This window comes from Microcella frigidaquae, from assembly GCF_014200395.1.
Taxonomy (GTDB): domain Bacteria; phylum Actinomycetota; class Actinomycetes; order Actinomycetales; family Microbacteriaceae; genus Microcella; species Microcella frigidaquae.
Map to the genome: position 1 here is coordinate 1,706,817 of NZ_JACHBS010000001.1, position 26,248 is coordinate 1,733,064.

At 71.5% G+C, this 26,248-nt stretch carries 18 protein-coding genes; 11 read left to right on the top strand and 7 right to left on the bottom strand.

All coding sequences use genetic code 11. From position 1 onward, the window contains the following. Window positions 1–72: 72 nt before the first annotated feature. Genes BJ959_RS08405 through BJ959_RS08415 form a run of 3 tightly spaced genes read left to right on the top strand, consistent with a single transcriptional unit; the run spans window position 73 to window position 8,342 of the window. Complete coding sequence (locus BJ959_RS08405; protein ID WP_165878993.1) at window positions 73–2,154, top strand: alpha-galactosidase; 2,082 nt, start codon at window positions 73–75, stop codon at window positions 2,152–2,154. Between the two features lie 51 nt (window positions 2,155–2,205). Then, the gene (locus BJ959_RS08410; protein ID WP_153982082.1) at window positions 2,206–5,310 is read left to right on the top strand and encodes an alpha-mannosidase; all 3,105 of its coding nucleotides are present in this window, start codon (window positions 2,206–2,208) and stop codon (window positions 5,308–5,310) included. Next, window positions 5,310–8,342 carry a glycoside hydrolase family 2 TIM barrel-domain containing protein gene (locus tag BJ959_RS08415; protein WP_153982081.1) on the top strand — a complete coding sequence of 1,011 codons (3,033 nt, stop codon included), beginning with the start codon at window positions 5,310–5,312 and terminating at the stop codon, window positions 8,340–8,342. Before BJ959_RS08410 ends, BJ959_RS08415 begins: the two co-directional genes overlap by 1 nt. Before the next feature lie 74 nt (window positions 8,343–8,416). Here BJ959_RS08415 and BJ959_RS08420 read toward each other — a convergent pair whose 3' ends face one another. The 3 genes from BJ959_RS08420 to BJ959_RS08430 form a co-directional block, all read right to left on the bottom strand. Continuing rightward, window positions 8,417–10,006 (bottom strand): hypothetical protein, encoded by a 1,590-nt coding sequence (locus BJ959_RS08420; RefSeq protein ID WP_153982080.1) that lies wholly within the window; start codon window positions 10,004–10,006, stop codon window positions 8,417–8,419. Window positions 10,007–10,313: 307 nt separating this feature from the next. Next, the gene (crcB, locus tag BJ959_RS08425; protein ID WP_341799909.1) at window positions 10,314–10,697 is read right to left on the bottom strand and encodes a fluoride efflux transporter CrcB; all 384 of its coding nucleotides are present in this window, start codon (window positions 10,695–10,697) and stop codon (window positions 10,314–10,316) included. Beyond that, window positions 10,694–11,191, bottom strand: coding sequence for a fluoride efflux transporter FluC (locus BJ959_RS08430; protein ID WP_153982079.1), 498 nt, complete (start codon window positions 11,189–11,191; stop codon window positions 10,694–10,696). The genes crcB and BJ959_RS08430 overlap by 4 nt, the downstream gene beginning before the upstream one ends. Before the next feature lie 57 nt (window positions 11,192–11,248). On the opposite strand from BJ959_RS08430, the gene BJ959_RS08435 reads away from it, so the two are divergent. Then, on the top strand, window positions 11,249–11,899 hold the full coding sequence (locus tag BJ959_RS08435; RefSeq protein WP_153982078.1) for a hypothetical protein: 651 nt from the start codon (window positions 11,249–11,251) through the stop codon (window positions 11,897–11,899). Between the two features lie 255 nt (window positions 11,900–12,154). On the opposite strand, the gene BJ959_RS08440 is transcribed toward BJ959_RS08435, so the two are convergent. Together BJ959_RS08440 and BJ959_RS08445 are read right to left on the bottom strand one after the other, a co-directional pair. Further along, the gene (locus tag BJ959_RS08440; protein WP_153982077.1) at window positions 12,155–12,862 is read right to left on the bottom strand and encodes a helix-turn-helix transcriptional regulator; all 708 of its coding nucleotides are present in this window, start codon (window positions 12,860–12,862) and stop codon (window positions 12,155–12,157) included. Then, on the bottom strand, window positions 12,859–13,716 hold the full coding sequence (locus tag BJ959_RS08445; RefSeq protein WP_183321941.1) for a DUF4097 family beta strand repeat-containing protein: 858 nt from the start codon (window positions 13,714–13,716) through the stop codon (window positions 12,859–12,861). The genes BJ959_RS08440 and BJ959_RS08445 overlap by 4 nt, the downstream gene beginning before the upstream one ends. A 154-nt stretch (window positions 13,717–13,870) precedes the next feature. Here BJ959_RS08445 and BJ959_RS08450 point away from each other — a divergent pair, with 154 nt between their 5' ends. Further along, the gene (locus tag BJ959_RS08450; protein ID WP_153982076.1) at window positions 13,871–14,617 is read left to right on the top strand and encodes a MerR family transcriptional regulator; all 747 of its coding nucleotides are present in this window, start codon (window positions 13,871–13,873) and stop codon (window positions 14,615–14,617) included. On the opposite strand, the gene yczE is transcribed toward BJ959_RS08450, so the two are convergent. After that, window positions 14,618–15,286, bottom strand: a complete 669-nt coding sequence (gene yczE / locus BJ959_RS08455; protein ID WP_243738893.1) for a membrane protein YczE — start codon at window positions 15,284–15,286, stop codon at window positions 14,618–14,620. It lies immediately after the preceding gene. Window positions 15,287–15,349: 63 nt separating this feature from the next. On the opposite strand from yczE, the gene yczR reads away from it, so the two are divergent. From yczR to BJ959_RS08480, 5 genes are all read left to right on the top strand, one after another. Then, complete coding sequence (gene yczR / locus BJ959_RS08460) at window positions 15,350–16,837, top strand: MocR-like transcription factor YczR (RefSeq protein WP_153982075.1); 1,488 nt, start codon at window positions 15,350–15,352, stop codon at window positions 16,835–16,837. Window positions 16,838–17,013: 176 nt separating this feature from the next. Continuing rightward, a complete protein-coding gene (locus BJ959_RS08465) occupies window positions 17,014–20,145 on the top strand; it encodes an efflux RND transporter permease subunit (RefSeq protein WP_153982074.1) in 3,132 nt (1,043 codons plus the stop codon). 62 nt (window positions 20,146–20,207) lie between these two features. Then, window positions 20,208–21,272 (top strand): ion transporter, encoded by a 1,065-nt coding sequence (locus BJ959_RS08470; protein WP_153982073.1) that lies wholly within the window; start codon window positions 20,208–20,210, stop codon window positions 21,270–21,272. Next, window positions 21,272–22,561, top strand: a complete 1,290-nt coding sequence (locus tag BJ959_RS08475; RefSeq protein ID WP_153982072.1) for a hypothetical protein — start codon at window positions 21,272–21,274, stop codon at window positions 22,559–22,561. Before BJ959_RS08470 ends, BJ959_RS08475 begins: the two co-directional genes overlap by 1 nt. After that, a complete protein-coding gene (locus BJ959_RS08480; RefSeq protein ID WP_153982071.1) occupies window positions 22,558–23,622 on the top strand; it encodes a glycosyltransferase 61 family protein in 1,065 nt (354 codons plus the stop codon). The genes BJ959_RS08475 and BJ959_RS08480 overlap by 4 nt, the downstream gene beginning before the upstream one ends. A gap of 10 nt (window positions 23,623–23,632) precedes the next feature. On the opposite strand, the gene BJ959_RS08485 is transcribed toward BJ959_RS08480, so the two are convergent. Further along, entirely contained in the window at window positions 23,633–24,094 is a 462-nt protein-coding gene (locus BJ959_RS08485) for a GNAT family N-acetyltransferase (protein WP_341799908.1), read from the bottom strand. Between the two features lie 240 nt (window positions 24,095–24,334). Between BJ959_RS08485 and BJ959_RS08490 the strand changes: the two genes are divergently transcribed. Next, window positions 24,335–26,245 carry a DEAD/DEAH box helicase gene (locus BJ959_RS08490; protein WP_183321943.1) on the top strand — a complete coding sequence of 637 codons (1,911 nt, stop codon included), beginning with the start codon at window positions 24,335–24,337 and terminating at the stop codon, window positions 26,243–26,245. The last annotated feature ends 3 nt before the right edge of the window (window positions 26,246–26,248 follow it).

Here is a 26,248-nt window from a genome sequence, read left to right on the forward strand (position 1 = left end):
GAGGGTCGTCGGGGGTGCCGCGCACGACACCCCTTTAGGTATGATGTAAAGCCTACAGGTGAGGATGACCGCATGACCGACGCAGTGCTGCGCGCCCGGCCCGACGAGGGCGGCCGTGTGTCGGTCGCGCTCGCCGAGACCATTCTGAGCGATGCCCCCGCCCTTCTGGTCGAGATCGACCGCCGGCCCGTCGATCGCTGGCGCGAGCCGCAGATCACGACCGACGCCGATCGGGTCACGATCGCGGGCGTGCTGGCCACGGCCGGTCGGGATGTGGAGCACCGGCTGCACGCCACCTGGAGCGCGCGCCGCATCGCCGGCGAGCCCGTGTGGGAGCACGCGCTCGTGCTGCGCAACGACGGCGAGCATCCCGTGACCATCACGCGCATTGACCCGCTGTCGCTCGCCGTCGGCGCCGACTGGCGCACCCACGGGTTCCGCAGCGCGTGGGGCGACGAGTTTCGCCCGCTCGCCGGCCACGCCGGGCATCACCTCGTGCTCGAGAGCCGGTCGGGCCGCAGCTCGCACGGCATGATCCCCTGGCTCGGGCTCGAGCGCGGGCCGGTCGCGACCACGACGCGCCCGGTGCCGGGCGGCGATCAGCCGCGCGCCGCGGTGACCGTCGCGCCCGCCTACAGCGGCAACTGGCACATCCACGCGATGGCCGGAGGGCTTGTCACCGCGGGCATCTCGCCCTGGCAGTTCTTCGTCGAGCTCGCTCCTGGTGAGAGCGTCACCGCCCCGAGCGTCGTGCTGACGATCGCCCCGACGCTGGATTCGGCCGCCGTCGCCCTGCAGCGCGCCGTCGCCGCCGACTGGCTGCCCCGCACCCCCTTCACCGACGCCGTGCCCGTCGAGTGGAACCACTGGTGGCCGTACGAAGACCAGGAGGTCGACGAGCAGGTCATCGCCGAGAACGCGCGCGTCGCGGCCGAGGTCGGCATCGAGGTCGCCACGGTCGACGCGGGCTGGTTCGGCGCCGCCGACCCGACGAGTTACTGGCAGGAGCAGCGCGGCGACTGGGCGAGCGTCAACACCGCGCGGTTCCCCTCGGGCCTCGCCGCGCTCGGGCAGAGCATCCGCGACGCGGGCGTGCTGCCGGGCATGTGGATCGAGGCCGAGGCGGTCGGCGCGCACTCGCTGCTGCGGGCCGCGCGGCCGGAGGCGATGGCGCACAGCGTTGAGGCGCGGCGCGCCGACCCCTCGTACCGCGTGCAGACCGAGTCGCTCGACCCCGACGACCCCACCTTTCTGGGCTACGTCTGCCTGGGCTCGCCCGCGGGTCGCGAGCACGTGCTCGAGTCGATGAGCACGCTCATCACGACGACCGGGGCGCGCTGGATCAAGCTCGATTTCAACATCGACCCCGACGCGGGCTGCACGCGCACCGACCACGGGCACGGCGCGGGCGACGGCCTGCTGCGGCACTACGAGGGCCTCTACGCCGTGCTCGACGCCGTGCGCGAGCGGCACCCCGACATCCTGGTCGAGTCGTGCTCGTCGGGCGGGCTGCGCATCGACCTCGGTCTTGCCCGCCACGTGCACGGCTTCTTCTTGAGCGACCCCGACTACACCGAGCATCACCTGCAGGTGCTGTGGGGCGTGCGGCACCTGCTGCCGCCCATCGGCATCCTGCACTGGTCGTGGTCGCAGTGGCGGGGCGACTACCCGCCGTCGCGGCGCGACTGGGCGACGCTGGGCACCGACGAGTTCGATCGCATGCTGCGCGCGGCCATGGTCCACCGCTTCGGGGTGAGCCTGCGGCTGCCCGAGCTGCGGCCCGAGCTGCTCGAGCGGCTGCGCGAGCACGTCGCGCTGTTCCGCACCGAGCTCGTGCCCTTCGTGCGCGACGGCGTGCTGCAGCCCCTCACCGCGAGCCCCGAGCGCGGCGGGTTCGGCGAGCGCGCGCCGAGCATCCAGGTGAATCACCCCGATGGCCGCGTGCTGCTCGCCGCGTTCGTGCTCGAGGGCGGTGCGCGGCCCGCCGGCGTGCGCCTGCAGGGCCTCGAGCCGAATGCGACCTACCGGGTGCGCGACCTCGCCGACGGCGATGTGCGGCGCATGTCGGGCGTCGAGCTGTTCGAGGATGGCCTCGCTCTGCTCGGCGACGACCCCATCACCTCGTGGCTGCTCATCATCGAGCCCGAGCGCTAGCCCTTCTTCGTCCACCTCCACCACCAGCCCCACCACCAGCAGAGAGCCCCCATGCACAAGGACCATGCCCTCGTCGTCGCCCGCCTCGATCGCTTCGTACGCGATCACCTGCAGCCGGCGCTGTATCGGGATGCTCATCCGCTCTCCGCGACCGCGTGGCAGGTCGAGCGCGAACCCGTGCCCTTCGAGACCGCGGTCGGGCAGCGCTTCGAGCCCGTGCCGCTCGGCTGGCGCTGGGGCCGCGCCTGGTCGACGGTGTGGCTGCGCGTCACGGGCGAGGTGCCCGCCGCCTGGCTGCCCGAGCCGCCCGCTGGCACGCGCATCGAGGTTCTCGTCGACTTCGGCTACAACCGCTCGCGCTCGGGCTTCCAGGCCGAGGGGCTCGCCTACCGGCCCGACGGCACCCTCATCAAGTCGATCGCGCCGCTCAACTCGTGGCTGCCCGTCGCGCCGGGGGAGCGCAGGATCGACGTGCTCATCGAGGCCGCGGCGAACCCCGATGTCGCGGGCGAGTACACCTTCGACCCGACGCCGTACGGGCAGTGGGAGACCGCGCCCGACGAGCCGCTGTACGAGCTGAAGCAGCTCGAGGTGGCCCTGCGCGACGAGACCGTCTGGCACCTGCTGGCCGACATCTGGACCCTGCGGGGGCTCATGGACGAGCTGCCCGAGGGCTCGTCGCGGCGCCACGAGATTCTGCGCGCGCTGGAGGACATGCTCGACGTGCTCGATCCGGAGGGCATCCCGGCGACCGCGCAGGCCGGCCGCGACGCGCTGTCACCCGCGCTCGCGAAGCCCGCCAGTGCGAGCGCCCACCGCATCCTCGCCACCGGCCACGCCCACATCGACTCGGCCTGGCTGTGGCCGCTGCGCGAGACCGTGCGCAAGTGCGCCCGCACGTTCACCAACGTCATGGACTTGATGGACGAGCACCCCGACTTCGTGTTCTCGTGCTCGAGCGCCCAGCAGTACCTCTGGATGAAGGAGCACCACCCGCAGGTGTTCGCCCGCATCCGCGAGAAGGTCGCGGCTGGCCAGTTCGTGCCCGTCGGAGGCATGTGGGTCGAGAGCGACACCAACATGCCGGGTGGCGAGGCGATGGCGCGGCAGTTCATCGCGGGCAAGCGCTTCTTCCTCGACGAGTTCGGGGTCGAGTGCGAGGAGGCCTGGATGCCCGACTCGTTCGGCTACTCGGGCGCCCTGCCGCAGATCGTCGCGGCCGCCGGCTCGCGCTGGTTCCTCACGCAGAAGATCTCGTGGAATCAGATCAACACCATGCCGCACCACACCTTCTGGTGGGAGGGCATCGACGGCACGCGCGTCTTCACGCACTTCCCGCCCGTCGACACCTACATCAGCGAGCTGTCGGGCAAGGAGCTCGCGCACGCCGAGCGCAATTTCAGCGAGAAGGGTCGCGCCACGACCTCGCTCGTGCCCTTCGGCTGGGGCGACGGCGGCGGCGGGCCGACCCGCGAGATGATCCAGGCCGCGCACCGCACCGCGAACCTCGAGGGCTCGCCGCGCGTCACGATCGGCACGGCCCGCGAATTCTTCGAGGATGCCCAGGCCGAGTACCCGCAGGCGCCCGTGTGGAGCGGCGAGATGTATCTCGAGCTGCACCGCGGCGTGTTCACCTCGCAGCTGCGCACCAAGCAGGGCAACCGCCGCAACGAGGCCCTGCTGCGGCAGGCCGAGCTGTGGGCGGCGACGGCCGCCGTCCGCACGCGCGGCAGCGCCTCGCCCTACGTCTACCCGCGCGAGGCGCTCGAGCGCGCGTGGCAGACCGTGCTGCTGCTGCAGTTCCACGACATCCTGCCGGGAAGCTCCATCGCCTGGGTGCACCGCGAGGCCGAGCAGCGGCACGCGGCCGTGACCGAGACGCTCGAGGGCATCATCGGCGAGGCGCTCGCGGCGCTCGCCGGGGAGCCGGCCGACGGCGCGGCCCACGATGTGGTCGTCAACGCATCACCCTTCGCGCGGGAGGGCGTGCCGGCCCTGGGGGCGGCACCGCTCGCGGCATCGCATCCGTCGGTCACCGCGACCGAGGGCCCCGACGGCGCGACGGTGCTCGACAACGGCATCATCCGCGCGGTCGTGGATGCCCGGGGCCACGTGACCTCGCTCATCGCCCACGCCGACGGGCGTGAGGCGATCCCGGTCGGGCAGCCCGCGAACGTGCTGCGCCTGCACCGCGACCTGCCGAACCTGTGGGACGCGTGGGACCTCGACCAGCACTACCAGCGCACGGTCACCGAGCTGCTCGACGCCGACGAGCGCCGGGTGCGGGCATCCGACGACGAGGCGACCGTCATCACCGTGCGCCGCATCGGCGGCGGCGACAAGCCCGTCAGCACGATCGAGCAGCGCCTCATCCTCCGCGCGGGCGCGACGGCGCTCGAGATCGAGAACCGCATCGATTGGCGCGAGCGCGAGAGGATCCTCAAGCTCGCCGTGCCGCTCGACGTGCACGCCGACCGCATCGCGGCCGAGACACAGTTCGGGCACTTGTTCCGCGCCACCCACACCAACACCAGCTGGGACGCCGCGCGGTTCGAGGCCTGCCAGCACCGCTTCGTGCACCTCGCCGAGCCGGGCTACGGCGTCGCGATCGCGAACGATTCGACCTACGGCTACGACGTCGGCCGCGACACCCGCCCCGACGGCGGCACCACGACGACCGTGCGGTTCTCGCTGCTGCGCGCCCCGCTCTTCCCCGACCCCGAGAGCGATCAGGGCGAGCACCTGCTGCGCTTCCGCATCGCGCCCGGAGCCACCATCGGCGACGCGGTCGCGCTCGGCTACGACCTCGCCGTCCCCCTCCGCGGGCTGCGCGCGGCGGCCCCGATCGCTCCGCTCGTGACGAGCAGCGACCCGGCCGTGGTCGTCGAGACGGTCAAGCTCGCGGAGGACGGCTCGGGCGACCTCGTCGTTCGGCTGTACGAGTCGCGCGGCGGCAAGGCCCGCACGACGATCACGCTCGACGGCAGGGCCGCGCGCATCGAGGTGTGTGACCTGCTCGAGCGCGCACTCGAGCCCGATGACGCCGGTTTCGCTCCGGCCGCGCAGGGTGACAGCATCGAGCTGCCCTTCCGTCCGTTCCAGCTGCGCACCCTGCGCTTCCGCGAGGTCAGCGCCGCACGAGAGGTCAGCGCCTGATGACTGCGGATGCTCTGCCGTCCGTTCCCCGCCCCGCCGCCCCGCACCCGCTCGACGACGTGCGCCCCGCGCCGGGCGCGCTCGCGCCGGTGGCGACCGTCGACACCGATGCGCCCGTGCTCAGCCTCGACGGGCTGTGGCGGTTCCGCTGGGCTCCGAGTGCCCGGGCGGCCGAGCTCGACGCGGCGGGTCGTTCGGTCGAGCATCCGGATTTCGATGACAGTGCCTGGGGCGGCATCGCGGTGCCCTCGAGCTTCACGATGCCGGTGCACGATGCGACGGTCGGCGGGCCGCACGGCGCTCCCGCCTATACGAACGTGAAGTACCCCTTCCCGCTCGACCCGCCGAACCCGCCCGACGAGAACCCGATCGGCGACCACCGGCTGCGGTTCTCCGCTGACCCCGCGTTCATCGCGTCGGCCGAGCGGGCGCAGCTGCGCTTCGAGGGCATCGAGGGCGCCGGCGACGTGTGGCTCAACGGCACCTTCGTCGGCTCGACGCGCGGCAGCCGCCTGCCGACCGTGTTCGAGGTCGGCGATCTGCTCGCCGCCTCGAACGTTCTGGTGGTGCGCGTGCACACCTTCAGCGCCGCGTCGTACCTGGAGGACCAGGACGAGTGGTGGAACCCCGGCATCATCCGCTCGGTGACCCTGCGGGCGCGGCCCGCGCACGCGATCGACGACGTGCGCGCGGAGGCGGCGTGGGGGCCGAGCGGCGCGAGCCTGCGGGTCGACGTGCGCGCGGCATCCGACGCCCCGATCACGGCGGAGATCGCGGAACTGGGGCTGACGGTGACGCCCGGTATCGAGGTCGCGGTTCCGGATGCTCAGCCGTGGTCGGCGGAGAGCCCCCAGCTGTACACGCTCCGCGTGTCGAGCGGCCCGGCCGAAGCCGGCGGCGAGACGGTCGAGACCCGCATCGGCTTCCGCACGGTGGCGATCGTCGACGGCGTCTTCCAGGTCAACGGCGCCCCCGTGCAGCTGCGCGGCGTCAACCGCCACGAGCACCACCCCGACTTCGGGCGGGCCGTGCCGTACGAGACGCTCGTGCGCGACCTGCACCTCATGAAGCGGCACAACGTCAACGCCATCCGCACCTCGCACTACCCGCCGCACCCCGACCTGCTCGACCTCGCCGACAAGCTCGGCTTCTGGGTGATCGACGAGTGCGACCTCGAGACGCACGGCTTCGGCGACGTCGGCTGGCGCGAGAACCCCACCGACGGCCCGCAGTGGGAGGCCGCCCTGCGCGACCGCGCCGCGCGCATGGTCGAGCGCGACAAGAACCACCCGAGCATCATCCTGTGGTCGCTCGGCAACGAGGCCGGGGTCGGCCGCAACCTCGCCGCGATGGCCGACGAGATCCGCGGCCGCGACGCCACCCGTCCGCTGCACTACGAGGGCGACCAGGCGAGTGTCGATGTGGACGTGTGGAGCCGCATGTACGCCTCGCACGCCGATGTCGAGCTCATCGGGCAGGGCCTCGAGCCGCCGCTCGGCGACGACCCCTGGGTGAAGCTCGGCCCCGACAACGACCCGGTCGCCCTGCACGAGCGGCGTCGCGGCATGCCGTTCGTGCTGTGCGAGTACGTGCACGCGATGGGCACGGGCCCCGGCGGCATGACCGAGTACCAGGAGCTGTTCGACCGCTACCCGCGCCTGATGGGCGGGTTCGTCTGGGAATGGCTCGAGCACGGCATTCACCGCGCGCTGCCCGGTGGTGGCACGGGCACGTTCTACGGCGGCGACTTCGGCGAGCCCCTGCACGACGGAAACTTCGTCATCGACGGACTCATCGCCGCCGACCGCACGCCGCGCGCGCAACTCGCTGACCTCGCGGCCGTCTTCTCGCCGGTCGTTCTTGATCTGGATGCGGAGGCCGGAGTGCTGCGCGTGCGCAGCCGCCTCGACCACACCGACACCTCTCGGTATGCGTTCCACTTCCGTGTCGAGTCAACCGTGGTCAACGGCGCGGCCGGATGGCTCGTGCTCGAGCCGGTGCCGCCGCGCGAGACCCGCGAGTTCGCACTTGCGGACGATCTGCTCGCGCTCGTGCGTACTCCCGGTGTGGTCGTGACGGTCGAAGCCTCGGAGTCCGACGACACGGCGTGGGCTCCGCGCGGCTGGGTCGTGGCGCGAGCGCAGGTCGTGACCACAGGAGCCGCGGATGTTCGGCCGGTTGAGCTGACGGCGGCGAGCATCCTGTCGCTGAGTGATCTGGTGATCGATGACGCGACCGGTGCGGTTACCGCGCTCGGCTCGCAGGCTGTGGAGGACTGGCGGCTCGAACTCTGGCGCGCGCCGATCGACAACGATCGCGGTGCGGGCTGGGACACGGGCGGGGCGCCGTCGGATGCTGAGCGCTGGGAGTCCCTGGGCCTCGACCGCTTGCGCTCACGCCTGGTGTCGCTCGAGCGCACGCCCGAGCGCGTCGAGGTCGTGACGCGCATCGGCGCGGCCGCGCTCGACTGGAGCCTCACGGCCACGTGGGTCTTCACGGCCGAGTCGGGCGCGCTGCGCCTCGCGGTCGACCTGCAGCCGCACGTGCCCGAGGGCGTCGACCTGCGCTGGGCGCGAGCGGGCGTCTCGTTCGCGCTGCCCGGCCTCGTCGACGAGGTGCGCTGGTTCGGCCGCGGCCCCGGCCCGGCCTACCCCGACACGGGCCAGGCCGCGCACTGGGGCTGGTTCACCCGAACCCTCGACGGCATGCTCGAGCGCACGGTGCGCCCGCAGGAGTCGGGGGCCCGCGCCGATGTGCGCTGGGCCCGGCTGGCCGGCGCGTCGAGTGGCCCCTCGTCGGCGCTTGAGGTCGTCGCCCCGGAGGGCGTGGCGCTGACCGTGCGCCCGTGGTCGACCGAGACCCTCGCCGCGACGACGCACGATCACCTGCTGGTTCGGGATGCCCGCACCCACATCGTGCTCGACCTCGCGCAGCACGGCGCGGGCACAGCCGCCTGCGGGCCGGGCGTACTGCCGCAGTACCAGCTGCACGCGCGCCCGCTGCGCGGGGTGCTGGAGTTCCGCGTCAGCTGAGGTGGGTCGCGTTCGTCGGACATGAGTCGCGACTAGAGGGGCCTGCGTGGACGAAAGACTGAAGGCCTCGGAGATTAAGGCCCTGAAAGCGTTGATAGGTACGAACTCGTGCCATCTCGGGTTGACGCAATTGCAACTTCTGCGTGGGCTACGGCCTGAAGAGGCCTGAAGCCACTTTGCGCATGTGCTTGAGTAAGCCGATCGATAACCACGCCCAATAGCGGACCGGCAGTGCGCAAGGTAGCTCCTACTCCAATCGGGCGCACCGATCCGCCGTGCAGGATCATGTTTCGTTGCCGGTAGAGCCGTCGGAACGAGCTTGTCGTGTATCGCTTCACTCGACCCAAGACCGCGTAAGGATTTCGAACCAGGGCCTGCATTCGCAATTCGGCGCAACGGTCGCGAGCATCCTTGAAGTGAAACGGCGTACCACGCTCGATCCAAGTCAACACCGTGTTGGCAAGAAGCAACTTGGCAGACTTCGTGACCTCGAGTTCCCCCTTCAGGGCTGGATTCGTTGACGAGTTACCCAACACTCGGTACGCAAGGCGGGTGAGTTCAGCGCGAGGCCAACTCGCGGTCACCACTGTTGAGGCGCGATCTGCAGCGATTGCTCTTCCGATCAAGCGATCGGACGAGTCGTGTCCTGTGACAAGGAGAGATTCGATTGCCGCCCACGCGCCGGCGACGGCGCTGGTGCTTCTTGCCGACAAGATCGGCGAGGCAAGTTGAAGTGCATCGTCAAGCGCGGCTGCTATCGCATCGTCTGAGGGCGGAGCGTAGACCGCCTGAGTCAAGTTTGGCATCTCGATTCCCCTTCGGGCCTGCGAGAATCGCATCGGACCCTGACGCGTGTAGAAGTTCGAACCGAACTCGATCCGCCCTGAGCCCCGCCGAAAGCTGGACCGGACTACGACGCGTTGCAGGCGCTCCTCAACCTCTTCTGCCGCTGAGCGTTCGTCGAGCGCCGGGACCTTGAACCACAAGGACCCTACAAAGTTGAGTTCGCTGACCTCGACCCCGGCGTTCTCAAGTCGATGTTTCGTCTCCGCGTGAGATACCCAATTCTCTTGCTTCACAAGCAGTTGCAGATCCGGAGCATTGTGAACCAACACGAAGCCATCAAAAAGCTTGGGCTTCTGGCGAGTGAGTTCGATGTATTCGTCCAGAATGTCTAGCGCGCTCGCCTTGTCTCTGATGAGTTGCTGAGTCTTCTTTCGAAGCCAGTCAGGGCTGTAGCCCGTATCGATAACGTGCGAAGAGATGTGTCTCGATGCTCGTTCCAGGTTGACCAGGTCAGGGTTCATCGCACACTGTTCCCTCCAGTTCTCAAGGTAGGACTTGGACAGGAAACGAATGAGTTCGTCGAATCTCCTGTGCGCTTGGCTTTCAGCCCGGATGGGTGACCGCAGGATTTCGTCCAACTGCTGCCGCACTGCACCAGCGGCGAGCCCGCTGTCTTGTCCGATTCGACTTCGTGTCTCCTGCCTGAACCAATCAACCGAGCCTGACGAAAGCACGCCCTCTGGAACCCAAGCGATCGCTTCCGAGAGTTCCCTAAGCGTCAGGACGGTACCCGGCTCCCAGGCGCGACGATCCCAAGGCGTCCAAGGCTCGATTTGTTCCAAGAGTCGTTCAGGAAGAAGAGTAAGGACTTCGCTCATGGCGATACGGACCTCCTAGGCCTGAGGAACCGGACGATGTACACTTCAGGAAGCGCCTATCGGGCGCACCAACTAGGGGCAGGGAATCTCGCGAATGTGAGGTTCCCTGATTCCTTTTGTAGGCAATGTTGAGGCTACATCTGAACCGGCGATTGCCTGTGGGCGTGAGTTCTTGATTTGAGGTCGGTCGCTGATCAGCTCTTGAGTAGCGGGAGCGCGCCCGGAGCGACTCACACCAAGCCGAACGCCATCTGATCTAGACCTGTCGGCGGACCATTGGAGTACAACCGCGGCGCCTACCAAGGAGTCACCCCAATCGGAGGCTAGCCGCGAGGCCGAGGCCGAGGAGCATGGCTGGGATGCCGAGCGCGAGGTTGAGCAGCACGCTCACCGCGGCCGCGCGGCGCTTGCCGTCAAGGATCAGTTGCAGGGTGTCGACCGACAGCGTGCTGAAGGTCGTGAGGCCGCCGCAGAATCCGGTCAGGATGATGTGCTTCCAGGTCGGGTCGAGGGGCAGGCCCAGCGCGAGCCCGGCGATGAACGACCCTACGACGTTGACCGCGAGCACGCCCCACGGAATGCGGCCGCGGCCCGAGAGACTCCCCGACGTGAGGACCACTGCCGCGAGGTGACGCAGCACGGCGCCGAGGGCTCCGCCCACGGCGACGGCGAGCACCAGCAGCGGGGTCACCGGTCGACGTCCTTGGATTCGGGAGTCTCTCGGTCGCCATCACCCGCGCCGCCCGCTGGCGAGGCGGCAGAGCCGCGCGACCCCAGGCCCCCGAGCCGGGCACCGAGGGTGAGGCCGGACCACGCGGCGAGCATCCCGAGCCCGATGCTCAGCACCACGGTCAGCACCGCACCGACGAGATCGCCCGCCTGGGTCAGCGCGACAACCGAGACCGCGAGCGCCGAGAACGTCGTGAACGACCCCAGGATGCCCGGGCCCAGCCCCGCCCGCACCCACCCCGGCACGCGCGGCCACAGGGCCGCGACCAGCACGCCGAGCGCGAAGGCTCCGAGGGTGTTGACGAGCAGGGTGCTGAGCGCGAACTCGTCGAGATCGTGCGCCAGCGCGAGGTCGATGAGCAGGCGCAGACTCGTGCCGATCAGGCCACCGACGAACACGGCCGCGAGCTCGAGCGCCGAGACCCGCCGCACGCTGACGGAAGGCGCCGAACTCATGGGCAGAGCCTAGCCAGCCCCGGGGCCGCAGCCCGCGCCGCTCATTACACTGAGCGAGTGACCGCCGCCCCCGAGACCCGCCGCCGACGCCGCTGGCCGTGGATCGTCGGCGTCATCGTCGCCCTGCTGCTCGCGATCGTCGCGGCCGTCGCCCTGCCGATCGTGCTGCACAACCCGCAGGGATCGTCGGGCCAGGGCCGCGTGCCCGCCGGCGAGTATCCGACCGAGGTGACCGCCACCGGCGACGACGGCCGCGAGCGCACCCTCAGTGTCGCCGCCGAGAACGGCAACGCTCCCGACCTCAGCGCGGTGCAGGCCGGCGACCGCCTCGTCGTCACCGGCGCTGGCTACGACGGCGACCGTGGACTCTACGTCGCCGTCTGCCGCATCCCCGACGAGCTGGATGCGAAGCCCGGGCCCTGCCTCGGCGGCGTCGGCTCGCAGGAGGTCGAGGAGTTCGAAGAAGGCGTCGTGCAGTGGGCGCCGTCGAACTGGATCAACGAGGCCTTCGCCTGGCGCCTGTTCGGCGCGCGCAGCTTCGACGACACCGCGACCGGCGCATTCACCGCCTACATCGAGGTGCCGGCCGCCGCCGACGAGAACGTCGACTGCACGGTCGAGGCCTGCGGGCTCTACACCCGCAACGACCACACCGCCGCCAGCGACCGCGTGCAAGACCTCTACGTGCCGCTCTCCTGGGCCGAGTAGCCTCACCCCTCTCCGTGGCGTGGGCGGAACGAGCCCACTCGGCCAACCGCCCGCGTCGCGCGATGTGAGGTGATGTTGCGCGGGCCCGCCGGGCCTACCCGGCCGGCCCCTCCCATCGCGCCTTCCAGATCTGCGGATTGACATGAATGCAGCTCACTTCGATCCGCAGATCTGGAAGGGGCCGCGACACGTCGCCGAAGACACCTGGTGCCGACGGCCCGCCGGAGGGTGCGGCGCCGAAGCGCGCACCCGGGCTCAGCGCAGCGTGTCGCGCAGGCTCTCGCGCACCGCGGCGAGCGACCGCTCGAGCTCGTCGACCGTGGCGCGCAGCTCGGCCCCGCGGGCCGCGGCTGCGCGCAGCTCGGTGCGGGCATCCTGCCGGAACTCGGCCAGCAGCACCTCGGCGCGCTGCACCTGGGCGCGGGCATCCGAGCGCTCCTCGGTGATCGTCGAGTGCATCGAGGCGGTCGCATCCCGCACGGCGTCGGCCGCATCACGAGCGGCCGTGGTCGCATCGCGTGCGGTCTCGCGCGCGGCCTCGCGGGCCGCATCCGCCGCCGGGCGCAACTCGTCCCGCGCATCGCGCGCCGCCGCCGCGAGCTCGGCCCGCAGCGTCGACATCGCCTCCGTCACCGACGACCGCACCTCATCGGCGAGCCGGCGCACCGAATCGCCGAGCCCGGCCTCGATGCCGTCGAGCTCGTCACGGCGATCCTCGAGCTCCTGCCGCCCGGCATCGGTCAGGGCGTAGACCGTCTTGCGGCCATCCGACTGCTTCGTCACCAGCCCCTCGGCCTCCAGCTTCGCCAGCCGCGGGTAGATCGTGCCCGCCGACGGCACATAGGTGCCGCCGAACCGGTCTTTCAGCGCCTGGATGATCTCGTAGCCGTGCATCGGCCGCTCACTGAGCACGTGCAGCAGGTACAGCCGCAGGTGCCCGTGGCCGAACACCGCGGGGCTCACGACGAGGCCTCGGCGTCGGCGCTGGCCGCGTCGGCCGACTCCGCGGCGGCGGATGCGGAGCGCTCCGTGTGCACGACCGACACGTCGCCCGACACCGAGTTGGCCTTGAGCTCCGTGAAGGTTCCGGCGAGCTGCCCGTAGCGCCCCGAGTAGGTGCCCTTCACGCCCGTGATCTGCGCGTCGTCGAGCTGCAGCCGGCCGGTGAGGGTGCTGATCACGTACTGCGCGGGAACCCCCGCATCCAGCCGCACCGTCAGGTCGCCCGAGACGCTGCTGTTCTTGATGCGGTCGGGGGTTCCCCGCAGGTCGGCGACGACGTCGGCCGAGACCCCGTCGCAGCTGAACCGTGGGATCTCGCCCGAGACGACGACGTCGCCGCCCACCGTCTGAATGCTGAGGTCGCCGCGGTGGTCGCGCACGCCCACCTCGCCCGTCACGGCGTGCACGGTGAGGTCGCCGACGAGTCCGTCGAGCACGACATCGCCGTTCACGGTGTTGACCGTCGTCGTGCCGTGCACGCCGCTGACCATGGCCTCGGCCGCCACGACGCTGAGCGTCACCGCGGTGACGCGGGGCACGAGGATGCTCACGTCGGCGCGCGCCTTGCCGCTGAAGAGGCGGAAGTTGTCGAAGAAGGTCTCCCACTTCAACTGCGGGTGGTCGACCACGAGGGTGTCGCCCTCGAGCGAGACCTTGAGGTCGCGGCCGGCCACGCTGTGCACGGCCACGCGGGCGCCGGGCTCGTCGTGGGCGACGATGTCGACCTGGCCGCCGATGAGCCCCACCTTGAGGGCGCGCACCAGTTCGAGGTCGATGACGGTGGGTTCGGTGACGATCCACGTCTCCTGGGCCATGACAGTGCTCCTTGCTCAAGCCCGAGGCGGGCATCCGTTCGCGATATATCGCGTTGTTGTGAGAGTCACGATATATCGCGTCTGCCTGCCGCGCAAGGGGCGAGCGGATGCGGCGCTTGACATTGACGCAACGTCAACCTCTACCGTCGAGGGCATGGAGTGGTCCATCCAGCAGCTCGCCCGCCTGTCGGGCGTCACGAGCCGCACCCTGCGGCACTACGACGACCTCGGGCTGCTGCCGCCGACCCGCGTCGGCGCGAACGGCTACCGGTACTACGACCAGGCCGCGCTCGTGCGCCTGCAGCGCATCCTGCTGCTGCGCGAGCTGGGTCTGGGGCTGCCGGCGATCGCCGAGGTGCTCGACGGCCAGACCGATGACGTCGCCGCCCTGGCGACGCACCGCCGGCTGCTCGAGCAGGAGCGCGACCGGGTCGACCGGTTGATCGCGAGCGTGACCACGACCATCGAGCGACTGGAAGGAGGTGAACAACTGATGGCAGAAGAAGCATTCGACGGTTTCGACCACACCGTCTACAAGGAGGAGGTCGAGCAGCGCTGGGGTGCCGACGCCTACGCCCGCAGCGACCGCTGGTGGCGCGGGCTCGGTGCCGAGGGCCAGGCGGCGTTCCGCGCCGAGGCCGCGGCGATCCAGACCGGGTTCGCGGCGGCGCACGCGGCGGGCACACCCGCCGGTGACCCCGCGGTGCAGGCGCTCGCCGCGCGGCACTACGCGTGGGTGCGCGCCGGGTGGGGCGACGTGGCGCCGAGCGCCGAAGCGTACCTCGGGCTCGGCGACATGTACGTCGCCGACCCGCGCTTCGCGAAGCACTACGGCGGCGCCGAGGGCGCGGAGTACGTGCGCGAGGCGATGGGCGTCTACGCGGCGAGCGAGCTCGCGTAGCTAGCTCGGCACCGGAGCCGGCGGACGCGTCGGTTCCGGCACGCGCAGCAGCGGCAGGGTGACGCCGACCATGGGGCCGATGAGCAGCGCGAACGCGATGGTGCCGAAGCCGACGGTGCCGCCGAGCAGCCAGCCGATGGCGAGCACGGTCACCTCGACGCCCGTGCGCACCTTCCAGATCTTCCAGCCGAAGCGCGCGTGCGCGCCGGTCATGAGCCCGTCGCGCGGGCCGGGGCCGAAGCGGGCCCCGATGTAGAGGCCGGTCGCGATTGCCAGCAGCGCGAGCCCGCCGGCGAACATCAGCCACTGCGCCCACAGCTGGTCGGGCGTCTCGATGACCAGCATCGCGAGGTCGAGCACCGGTCCGATCAGCAGCACGTTGAGCACGGTGCCGATACCGGGCTTCTGCTTGATCGGGATCCACAGCAGCAGAACACCGAAGCCGATCAGCACGACGATCAGGCCGATCGACAGTCCCGTCTGCACCTCGAGGCCCTGCGCGAAGACCGTCCACGGGTCGAGGCCGACGTTCGCCTGGATCAGAAGGGCGACGGCGATGCCGTAGAAGAACAGGCCCAGCAGCAGCTGGCCCCAGCGGCGGACGAGGATGCGGCGGGATGCGCCGGCGCTCTCGGCCATGCTGCTCGATGCGCTGCTGCGGGATGTCATGCCGTTCATCCTCCTCGCGCAATTGGCCTTCTCACAAGATGCCAATTCGGGTACCGTGGCCGCATGGCCGCCCTCTCCGCCCGCGCATTGGCCTCTCAGCTGGGCGACTGGCGCCCGCTCGGAGCGACCCCGCTCTACGAGGCGCTCGCCGACCGCATCCGCCTCCTGATCCTCGACGGGCGCGTGACGCTGGGCACACGGATGCCCGCCGAGCGGCTCCTCGCCGACCACGAGCAGCTCAGCCGCACCACGGTCGCCAACGCCTACGCTCGCCTGCGCGAGCTCGGCTACCTGCGCTCGGTCCGCGGATCCGGCAGTGTTGCCCGCCTCCCCGCGCTCGAACCCGGAGCGGCGCCGTTCTCGACCCCGAGCATCGGCGAGCGCCCCGAGCCGGGCGTCGTCGACTTCTCGAAGGCGACCTTGCCGGCGATCCCTCTCGTCGCGGAAGTCGCGCGCGAAGCCGCCGAGCTGCTGCCCGGCTTCTTGCACGAGACCGGGTTCGACGCCTGGGGGCTCCTCGCCGTGCGGCAGGCGATCGCCGACCGCTACACCGCGCGCGGCGTGCCGACGACGGTCGACGAGGTGATGATCACGCTCGGTGCCCAGCACGCGATCGCGCTCGTCGCCCGGACGCTGCTCGCCCGTGGCGACCGTGCCCTCATCGAGTCGCCGAGCTACCCGCACGCCGTCGAGGCCCTCCGCGAGGCGGGTGCCCGGCTGGTCGCCGTGCCGGTCACGACCGATGGCGGCTGGGACACCGAGGCGCTCGACCAGGTGTTTCCCCGCACAGCGCCCGCGCTCGCGTACCTCATGACCGAGTTCCACAATCCGACCGGCCGCACCATGCCGGCCGAGCAGCGCGCCCTGCTGCTCCGCCGCGCGGCCGAAGCCGGCACGGTGCTCGTCGTCGACGAGACGATGGCCGAGCTGGGCTTCGCTCCCGGTGCGGTGCAGCCCCCGCCGTTCGCCGCCGCCGCGCTCGCGCAGCCCTCCGGCCCGCGGGCCGAGGTCGTCACGCTCGGGTCGGTCGGAAAGAGCATCTGGGGCGGCGTGCGCCTCGGCTGGATCCGAGCGGATCGCGACCTCATCACCCGCTTCGCCCACGCTCGTCTCGCCGGTGACCTGGGCTCGCCGATTCTCGAGCAGCTCGTGCTGCTGCGCCTGCTCGAGCAGTACGACCGGCTGCTGGATGCCCGCCGCGCCGATCTCCGCGCCGGCCACGCCCTGCTGACCATCGAGCTGGCGCGTCGCTTCCCGACGTGGATCGTGCCGCCCGTCGACGGCGGCCTCAGCCTCTGGGTGAACCTCGGCCAGCCGGTCAGCTCGCAGCTCGCGCTCGCCGCGCGCGCCGAAGGACTCCTCGTCGGCGCCGGCCCGCGCTTCGCCGTCGACGGAGCGTTCGAGCGGTTCCTCCGTCTGCCGTTCTGCCTGCCGGCCGACACCACACTCGCCGCCCTCGACCTGCTCGAGCGGGCGTGGGCGCGGGTCGGCGGGTCAGCGGGGGCGCCGGTCGCCGGGCCCGACGACGAGGTGCTGAGCGCCGTCGTGTGAGAATGGAGGCCGCCCGCGCATCCTGACCGATCGGTCGGATTCGGGGGGCGCACCCATCGCCCGCTGTGTGAATACTCAGCGTGCGCTGGGATGCTGATCGGCGCTCCGCGCCCTGCCGCGCCGCACTCACACAGCCACCTCGGGCCCTGAGCCCGCCCCACGACCGGAGTCTCCCCGTGCACCTGCTTTCGGTGTTCAGCCTGCGCAACCGAGCGCTCATCGCCCTGGTCACGATCGTCGTGGGCCTGTTCGGCGGCATCGCCCTCACGACCCTGAAGCAGGAGCTGATCCCCTCCGTCGCCTTCCCGCAGGTGATCGTCATCACCCAGTACCCGGGTGCGGCGCCGGAGATCGTCGAGCAGGACGTCTCGACGCCGATCGAGACCGCCGTGCAGGGCATCCCGGGCCTCGATGGCTCGAACGCGACCTCGAGCACTGGCTTCTCGATCGTGTCGGCGAGCTTCGCCTTCGGCACCGACCTGGTGCGCACCGAGCAGCGCGTGCAGCTCGCCATCAACCGCCTCGACCTGCCGAACGACGTCGAGCCGCGCGTGCTCACCGGCTCCATCGACGACTTCCCGATCCTGCAGGTCGCGGTCACGAGCAACCTCACCCCCGGCGAGCTGGAGGCGGCGCTCGAGTCGCAGGCCGTCACCGAGCTGACCGACCTCGACGGCGTGCGCGAAGTCTCGATCCAGGGCGCCGTCGGCGAGCGCGTGACGATCACCCCCGACAAGGAGGAGCTGTTCGCGCGCGGGCTGTCGACCGCCGACATCACCGACGCCCTCGACGCCTACGGCGTGCTGCTGCCCGCGGGCGTGATCACCGAGGACGGCTTCGAGCTGCCCGTCATCTCGGGGGTGCGCATCACGACCGCCGACGAGCTCGCGGCCCTGCCGCTGCTCACCGCCGACGTCGCCGGCACGTCGATCTCCGACGTCGCCACGGTCGAGGTCGAGAACGACCCGGTCACCGGCTACTCGCGCGTCAACGGCGAGCCCGCCCTCACGCTCGCCATCACGAAGACGCCCGCCGGCAACACGGTCGAGGTCTCCCGTGCCGTGCAGGCGGCCCTGCCCGCGATCGCCGACGCGATCGGTTCGGGCACCGAGTTCACCGTCGTCTTCGACCAGGCCCCGTTCATCGAGAAGTCGATCGAGGCGCTGGCGACCGAGGGTCTGCTCGGTCTCGCCTTCGCCGTCATCGTCATCCTGATCTTCCTGCTCTCGGTGCGGTCGACGATCATCACGGCGATCTCGATCCCGACCTCGGTGCTGCTGACGTTCATCGGCATGCAGGTCGCCGGCTACACCCTGAACATCCTCACGCTCGGCGCGATCACGATCGCGGTCGGCCGCGTCGTCGACGACTCGATCGTCGTCGTCGAGAACATCAAGCGGCACCTCGCCCGCGGCGAGGAGAAGACGCAGGCGATCCTCATCGGCGTCAAGGAGGTCGCCGGCGCCATCACCGCCGCCACCGCCACCACGATCGCGGTCTTCCTGCCCGTCGCCCTCGTCGGCGACATCACCGGTGAGCTGTTCCGGCCCTTCGCCCTCACCACCGCGATCGCGCTCGCGGCATCGCTGTTCGTCTCGCTGACGATCGTGCCCGTGCTCTCGTATTGGTTCCTCCGCGCGCCGAAGCCGAAGAACGCCGATGCGGTCGCGAGCGTCGGGGCCGACGAGCAGGCTCGCCCGCTCAGCCTCGAGGAGGAGTCGGCGCGGCCCACGCTGCTCCAGCGCGGCTATCTGCCCGTCATCCGCTGGACCCTCAAGCGGCCCGTCGCGACGCTGCTGCTGGCGGTGCTCGTGCTCGTCGGCACGGGTGCGCTGTCGACCGGCCTGCAGACCAACTTCATCGGCAACTCCGGCCAGAACACGCTCACCGTCGCACAGACCCTGCCCAACGGCTCGAGCCTGGAGGAGCTCGACGCGGCCGCCACCGTCGTCGAGGAGGAGCTGCTCGCGATCGACGGCATCACGACCGTGCAGGCCTCGATCGGCTCCGGTACCGGAACGCTCGCCGCGATCTTCGGTGGCAGCGACATCACCTTCTCGCTGACGACCGACGAGTCGTTCGACCAGGACGAGCTGCAGGCCACCGTGCGCGTGGCGCTCGCCGACCTCACCGACGTGGGCGAGCTGAGCGTGCAGACCCAGCAGGGCCCCGCCTTCGGCGGCAGCGACATCGAGATCGACCTCACGGCGACCAGCCGTGACGACCTCGAGTCGGCCACCGCCGACCTGCTCGAGGCCGTGCGCGACCTCGACGTCACCGCCGAGGCCACGAGCAACCTCGCTGACACGCAGCCCTACCTCGCCATCCAGGTCGACCGCGAGCGCGCTGCCGAACTCGGCCTCAGCGAGATCGCCGTCGGCGGCATCGTCACCGCGGCGATGTTCCCGGCCTCGGTGGGCAGCGTCGTCATCGACGACCGCACCCTGTCGATCTTCCTCCGCGACACGGATGCTCCGACCACGGTCGAGGAGCTGCGCGAGTTCAGCATCCCGACCGCCCTGGGGCCGCAGCCGCTCGAGGAGCTCGCCACCATCGAGCAGGTCGATGGCCCGGCCAGCATCACGACGGTGCGCGGCGTGCGCAGCGCCACGATCACGGTCACCCCGTCGGTGCAGAACATCGGCGCGGCCACCGTCGCGGTGCAGGAGGCCGTCGACAGCGCCGAGCTGCCCGACGGCGTGCAGGCCAGCCTCGGCGGTGTCGCCTCGCAGCAGTCGGAGGCCTTCAGCCAGCTGGGCCTGGCCCTGCTCGCGGCGATCCTCATCGTCTACGTGATCATGGTCGCGACCTTCCGCAGCCTGCGGCAGCCGCTGCTGCTGCTGATCTCGGTGCCGTTCGCGGCGACGGGTGCGATCGGTCTGCAGCTCATCGCCGATATCCCGCTGGGTGTTCCCTCGCTCATCGGCGTGCTCATGCTGGTCGGCATCGTGGTGACCAACGCGATCATGCTCATCGACCTCGTGAACCAGTACCGCGAGCGCGGGCTGAGCGCCTACCAGGCGCTCATCGAGGGCGGCTCGCGCCGTCTGCGGCCGATCCTCATGACCGCCGCGGCGACGATCTTCGCGCTCACCCCGCTGGCGATCGGCATCACCGGCAGCGGCGGGTTCATCTCGCAACCGCTCGCCATCGTCGTCATCGGCGGCCTCATCTCGTCGACCCTGCTGACGCTCGTGGTGCTGCCCGCGCTGTACTACGTCGTCGAGGGCGCCAAGGAGCGCAAGGCCGAGCGCCTCGAGCGCACCGCCGCCCGGCGCGCGGCGAAGGCGGCACGCGCCGCGCAGTAGTCGTCGCGGTCGGTCGGGGGTGTTGCTAGCGTGAGCACACCCCCGACCGAAAGCGATTCGCCATGACCGCTCCCGCCCCCGCCGACGATCGCGGCTCCGCCTCCTCGAGCGCCTCTCCGAGCGCCTCGACGACCGCCTCTCCGAGCGCCTCGACGACCGCCTCGACGACCGTCTCCCCGGGCGTCTTCACGCAGACCTCCGTACAGCTCGCCCCGTACCGCATCCAGTGGCTCGCCCGCATCATGTACGGCAACGTCTTCGAGTTCTTCGTCATCGGCGTGATCATCGTCAATGCGGCGGCGCTCGCTGTGCTGACCTACTCCGACGTCGACCCGCAGGTCGCTGCCGTGGCCCACGCGATCGACCGCGCCGCGCTTGTCTTCTACACGGTCGAGGTGGTCCTGCGGCTCATCTCCTACGGCGCCAAGCCGTGGATGTTCTTCCGCAACCCGTGGAACGTCTTCGACTTCCTCATCGTCGTGCTCATCCCGTTCCTCGACGGCGGCACGGTCATGTTCCGGCTCGTGCGCCTGCTGCGCATCCTGCGCATCTTCCGCTTCCTGCCGGAGGCGCGCATCCTCATGCTGTCGATGATCAAGTCGGTCGCGCCGCTCGCGAGTCTGGCGGTGCTCATCCTCTTCCTGATGTTCATCTACGCCATGGCCGGCGTGTACCTGTTCGGGCAGCAGGCGCCCGACCGCTGGGGCGACATCGGCACCGCGATGATCACGCTCACGGTCATGCTGACCCTCGAGAACTTCCCCGACTCCTTCCTCGGCGGCCTCGCGATCACCCCGTGGGCGCTGCTGTACTTCCTGAGCTACATGTTCTTCATCGTGTTCACGGTGCTGAACATCCTCATCGGCATCGTCATCACCGCCATGGATCAGGCGCGCGAGGAGGTCACCGCCGATCGCGCGAAGGAGGGCCTGCCGACCGCGACGGGCACGATCCGGCTGCCGTCGCCCGCCGATCGCGCCGCCGACGCGGATGCTCGCGCGGCCCGCGCCGAGCTCGACGCCCTGGCGGCCGAGCTCGATGAGGTCGCCGGCGCCGGTACGGCATCCCCCGACCACATCCAGCGCATCCGCGACGAGATCGAGCGCCTGAAGAGCGGCGCGCGCTGATGCGCGGGCGGGCGCTCGGTGCGGGGGTGCTGGCCACCCTCGGTCTGCTGCTGCTGCCCGGCGCCATCATGGCGAACTGGGCGACCACCCAGCTGGCGCAGACCGAGCGCTTCGTCAGCGCGCTGGCCCCGCTCGCCGACGACCCGGTGGTGCAGGAGCGCATCATCGTCGAGGTGACCGCTCTCGTCGACGAGCAGGTCGACATCGATGCGGTCACGGCCGAGCTGCTCGGCGGGCTGGGCGAGGCCCTCGAGCTCGGCCCGCGCGCGCAGGCCGCGCTCGACCTGGTCAGCGCGCCGATCGCCGCCGGGGTGCGCTCGCTCGTCGCTGACGTGGTCGCCGAGGTCGTGCGGTCCGATGCCTTCAGTGCGGCCTGGGAGCGCTCCGTCGCGGTGCTGCACACGCAGAGCATCCGGCTGCTGTCGGGCTCGCCCGACTCGCTCCTCGCCCTCGATCGCGACGGCACGCTGAGCCTTCCGCTCGGGCCGATCGTCGCGGATGTCCGCGAGGCGCTCGTCGAGCAGGGGGTGCCCTTCGCCGCGGCGATCCCCGACATCGATCGTGCCATCGTGCTCGCGGAGGTGCCGAACCTCGCGCTCGCGCGCGTGCTCTTCCAGGTCGGCATGACGGTCGGGCTCTGGCTGCCCTGGATCACCGCCGCCCTGCTGGTCGGTGCCGTGCTGCTCGCCCCGCGTCGACCGCGCACGCTGCGCGCTCTCGGGTTCGTCGGCCTCGGCGTCACCGCGGCGCTCGCCCTCGGCTTCTCGCTCGCCCGCACCGCGATCAGTGCCTACGTCGGCCCCGACTCGTCGGCTTTCGCCGCCGCCGTGTTCGACGCGATGACCGGCTACGCCCTGTCGACCGTGCTCGGTCTCGTCGCGCTGAGCGTCGTCGTGCTCCTCGTCGCCTGGTGGGTCGGCGCGTCCGGTCTCGCGGCGCGCGCCCGCACCGCCGTCGCCGCGGGCCTCGTCTCGGCCCGCGATGCTCTCGGCATCGGTCCAAGCCCGGTCGCCGCGGCCCTGCACGCGAAGCGGGGCTGGGCCCGTGCGGTGCTCGTCGTGCTCGCCGCGCTGCCCGCCCTCCTGCAGCCGCCCCTGTCGGTGCTGAGCGTGCTCGCGAGCGCCCTGCTCGCCGCCGCCCTGCTCGTCGTGCTCGAGCTGCTCGCCGTGCCCTCCCTGCCGCCGGAGCCGGAGCCGGACCCCGCGTCAGAACCCGTGACCGTCGGCGCGACGCCGCGCCGCCGTACGACGGCGGCCCGCGCGGCCGGCGGCGGGACGGGCGCGCCGTGAGGCTCCGCGGCGCACCCCAGTACGCGAGCATCGCCGACGCCGTCGCCGCGGGAGCCCGGTGGCATCGCGCCACTGAGCGCGCCGCGGTTGCGCCCCCCGACGTGCGGGTCTTCGGTGACCTCCCCCTGCCGCTCTCGACCTTCTTCGCCCCCGAGATGCCCGAGCGCGGGGTTCTCGAGCTCGACGGCGCGACGATCGTCGGTTCGGGCGGATGGGTGCTCGACCGGCGTGGTCGAGTGCATCCCGAGCTCACCTGGTTCGGATCCGACGTTCACCTCATCGCTGAAGCCGAGGCGCCGCCGCCGCGCGATCGGCGCGCGCCCCGCATCCGGGGCACCGCGCTCGTACTGATGAGCACCTGGGGCGAGCACTTCGGGCACTTCATCCCCGACGCCCTGGGGCGGCTCGCCGTGGCCCGCGCGGCGGGACTCGACCTCGCGAGCGTCGATGCGGTGGTCGTGCCCGCCCACCGCTCCCCGGAGGGCGAGCGCACCCTCGCCCGCCTCGGGCTCGCGGACGATCGGCTCGTGCGCCTCGAGCGCGGGCAGCAGCTCCGCGTCGACCGGGCGCTCGCCCCCACCCTGCCGGGCCTCCGGCGGCAGTACCTGCCGATGGTGCCGCACCTGCTGCGCGCCGCGCTGGGCGATCCGCCCCGGGGAGGCCGCCGCCTGCTCGTCGTGCGTGACGGCTACGGACGCGAGCCGATCGAGTGGGAGCAGATCGAGGCCCTCGCCGACGCCCGCGGCTTCGAGCGCTACGACCCGATGACGAGCGACGACCAGGCCGCCGACTTCGCGGCCGCCGCGGCCGTCGTCGGGGTCAGTGGGTCCGCGCTCACCGGCATCGCCTCCTGCGCGCCGGGCACGCGGGTGCTGGAGATCTTCAGCGACGCGCACCTGTACGGCTACTACTGCACGCTGGCGGTCGCGGGCGGCCTCGAGTACGGGGCCATCATCGGGCGCTCCGGCGAGCAGGCGCGCGAGATGGGCCCCAACAACGCCGCGTTCTCGCTCGACCTCACCGCGGTGGCAGAGGCGCTCGACTGGGTGATCGCCGGCTGAGCGCCGACCCTCACGAGCCGAGCGGCTTCTCCATGCAGACGCTGAACTCGTCGCCGACGTACGGCCCGAAGTTCGGGATGTGCCGGTACCCGCGCCGCTCGTAGAGCGTGATCGCAGCGAGCTGCTTCGGGCCGGTCTCCAGCTGCAGGGTGCGGATGCCCTGCGCCTCCGCGGCCGCCTCGAGAGCATCCATGACCGTCGTCGCGATGCCCTGACCGCGCCCGGCCTCGTCGACGTACAGCCGCTTCAGCTCGCCCGTGCCGTCGCCCCGATCGACGAGCGCGGCCATGCCGAGCGCGCGGCCCTGCGCGTCGCGCGCGACGAACACGGTGACGCCCGGCGCCCCGAGCTCGTCGAGGTTCAGCATGTAGCAGCTCTCCGGCGGGTACAGGCTGAGCGCGTAGGCGTCGCCCGCCCGCAGCAGGGCCTCCACCTCGGGCTGGCGCGGGTCTTCGACGGTCACGGTGATCACGATGCGCCCAGAATACGGGCTGCACCGGGCCGGGCCGGAGGGTGGTGGGGTACCCTGAGGGGTCGGCTGGAGGCGGGCGGGAGTTCCCGCCATCTGCATTGTGTGCGCCTCAGGGCCGGTGCCCGCCGTCGATCGACGGTACGGGCTCACCTCGAGATGTGACGGCCCCCAGCCATCGGCGGCCTGGGATCGCGGCGCGCGTGCGCCGACGAAGCTTCTTGCGTTACCCCAGAAAGAACCATGCCTCAGAACAAGAAGGGCGGCGCCCCGCGCGCCGGCCAGACCCCCCGCACGCCTGCCCGCTCGACCGGCGGCTCGACCGCCCGCGCCGGAGCCCCCGGCTCGCGCAGCCCTAAGCACCGCGGCTACCGTCCCGACGAGGCCGCGGCCTCCGCGTCGTCGACGGGCAAGAAGCCGCGCTGGAGCCGCGACGAGCGGGTCGAGCGCGGCCTCAGCGCCGAGCGCGGCGGTTCCGGCCGCACCGAGTCGCGCGACGAGCCCCGTGACAGCGACCGCCGCACCGCGGGTCGGGATGCTGCGCCCACGCGCGGCGCCGCGCCGCGATCTGGCGGCGCGCGCGGCGCAGCTCCCCGCGGGTCCACCCGCGGCGGCGCGCCCCGCACCCCCTCGCGCGACGGTGCCGAGCGCACCGGCACGGGTCGGGCCGTGCACCGCCCCGAGTGGCGCCCGAAGACCGGGGCCGCCCGCCCGGCGCGCGACGAGCATCCCGCCCGCGACGCCCGCCCCGCGCGCGACGCCCGGCCGACCCGCGAGCCCCGCCCCGCCCGCCCCGCGCGCGACGCCCGGCCGACCCGCGAGCCCCGCCCCGCCCGCTCGCAGTCCGCCGCTCCCGTGCGCACGCAGCGCGAGCAGGACGCCGCGCGCCCCTCGAGCTTCTACCCCGACCGCGCGGCGACCCCGGCCGCGACCGACGATGTCGTTCTCGAGCGGCTCGCCGCACGGGCCGTCGAGGCCGCCGACGTCGAGGGTGTGACCTTCGCCGACCTCGGGCTCGGCGGCAACATCGTGCGCACGCTCGCCGACCTCGGGGCCGAGCAGCCGTTCCCGATCCAGGCGGCGACGATCCCCGACGTGCTCGCCGGCCGCGACGTGCTCGGCCGCGGTCGCACCGGCTCGGGCAAGACGATCGCCTTCGGCGCCCCGCTCGTCGAGCGTCTGATGCAGAACCGCGGCGGCACGCGCCGCGAGATGGGTCGTGCCCCGCGCGCGCTCATCCTTGCCCCGACCCGCGAGCTCGCCCTGCAGATCGACGCGACCGTGCAGCCGATCGCCCGCAGCGTGGGTCTGTTCACGACGCAGATCTACGGCGGTGTGCCCCAGGGCCGCCAGGTCGGAGCCCTGCAGCGCGGCGTCGACATCATCATCGGCACCCCCGGTCGCATCGAGGACCTCGTGGAGCAGCGCCGGCTCGACCTCAGCCAGATCGAGGTCGTCGTGCTCGACGAGGCCGACCACATGTGCGAGCTCGGGTTCCTCGAGCCGGTGCAGCGCATCATCCGCCGCACGCGCGCCGGGGGGCAGCGCCTGCTGTTCTCGGCGACCCTCGACACCGGGGTCGCGAGCCTCGTCGACGAGTTCCTGACCGAACCCGCCGTCTACGAGGTCGCGGGCGAGGACCAGCAGTCGTCGACCATCGAGCACCGCGTGCTGCTCGTCGAGCAGCGCGAGAAGCGCGCCGTCATCGAGCAGCTCGTCGCCGGCCCGGGCAAGACGCTCGTCTTCGCCCGCACCCGCGCCTTCGCTGAGGAGCTCGCCGATCAGCTCGACGACGCGGGCATCGCCGCGGTCAGCCTGCACGGCGACCTCAACCAGGCCCGCCGCACCCGCAACCTCGAGAAGCTCACGAGCGGGCGCGTGCGCGTGCTCGTGGCGACGGATGTCGCGGCCCGGGGCATCCACGTCGACGACATCTCGCTCGTGGTGCAGGCCGACGCCCCCGACGAGTACAAGACGTACCTGCACCGCGCGGGGCGCACCGGCCGTGCCGGCAAGCCCGGCACCGTCGTCACCCTCATCACGCGCCCGCGCGCCCGCCGCTTTGGCGAGCTGCTCGAGCGCGCCGAGATCGAGGCCGAGACGACTGCTGTGCGCGCGGGCGACCGCCTGCTCGACGATCTCGCCGCCCTCTAGCCC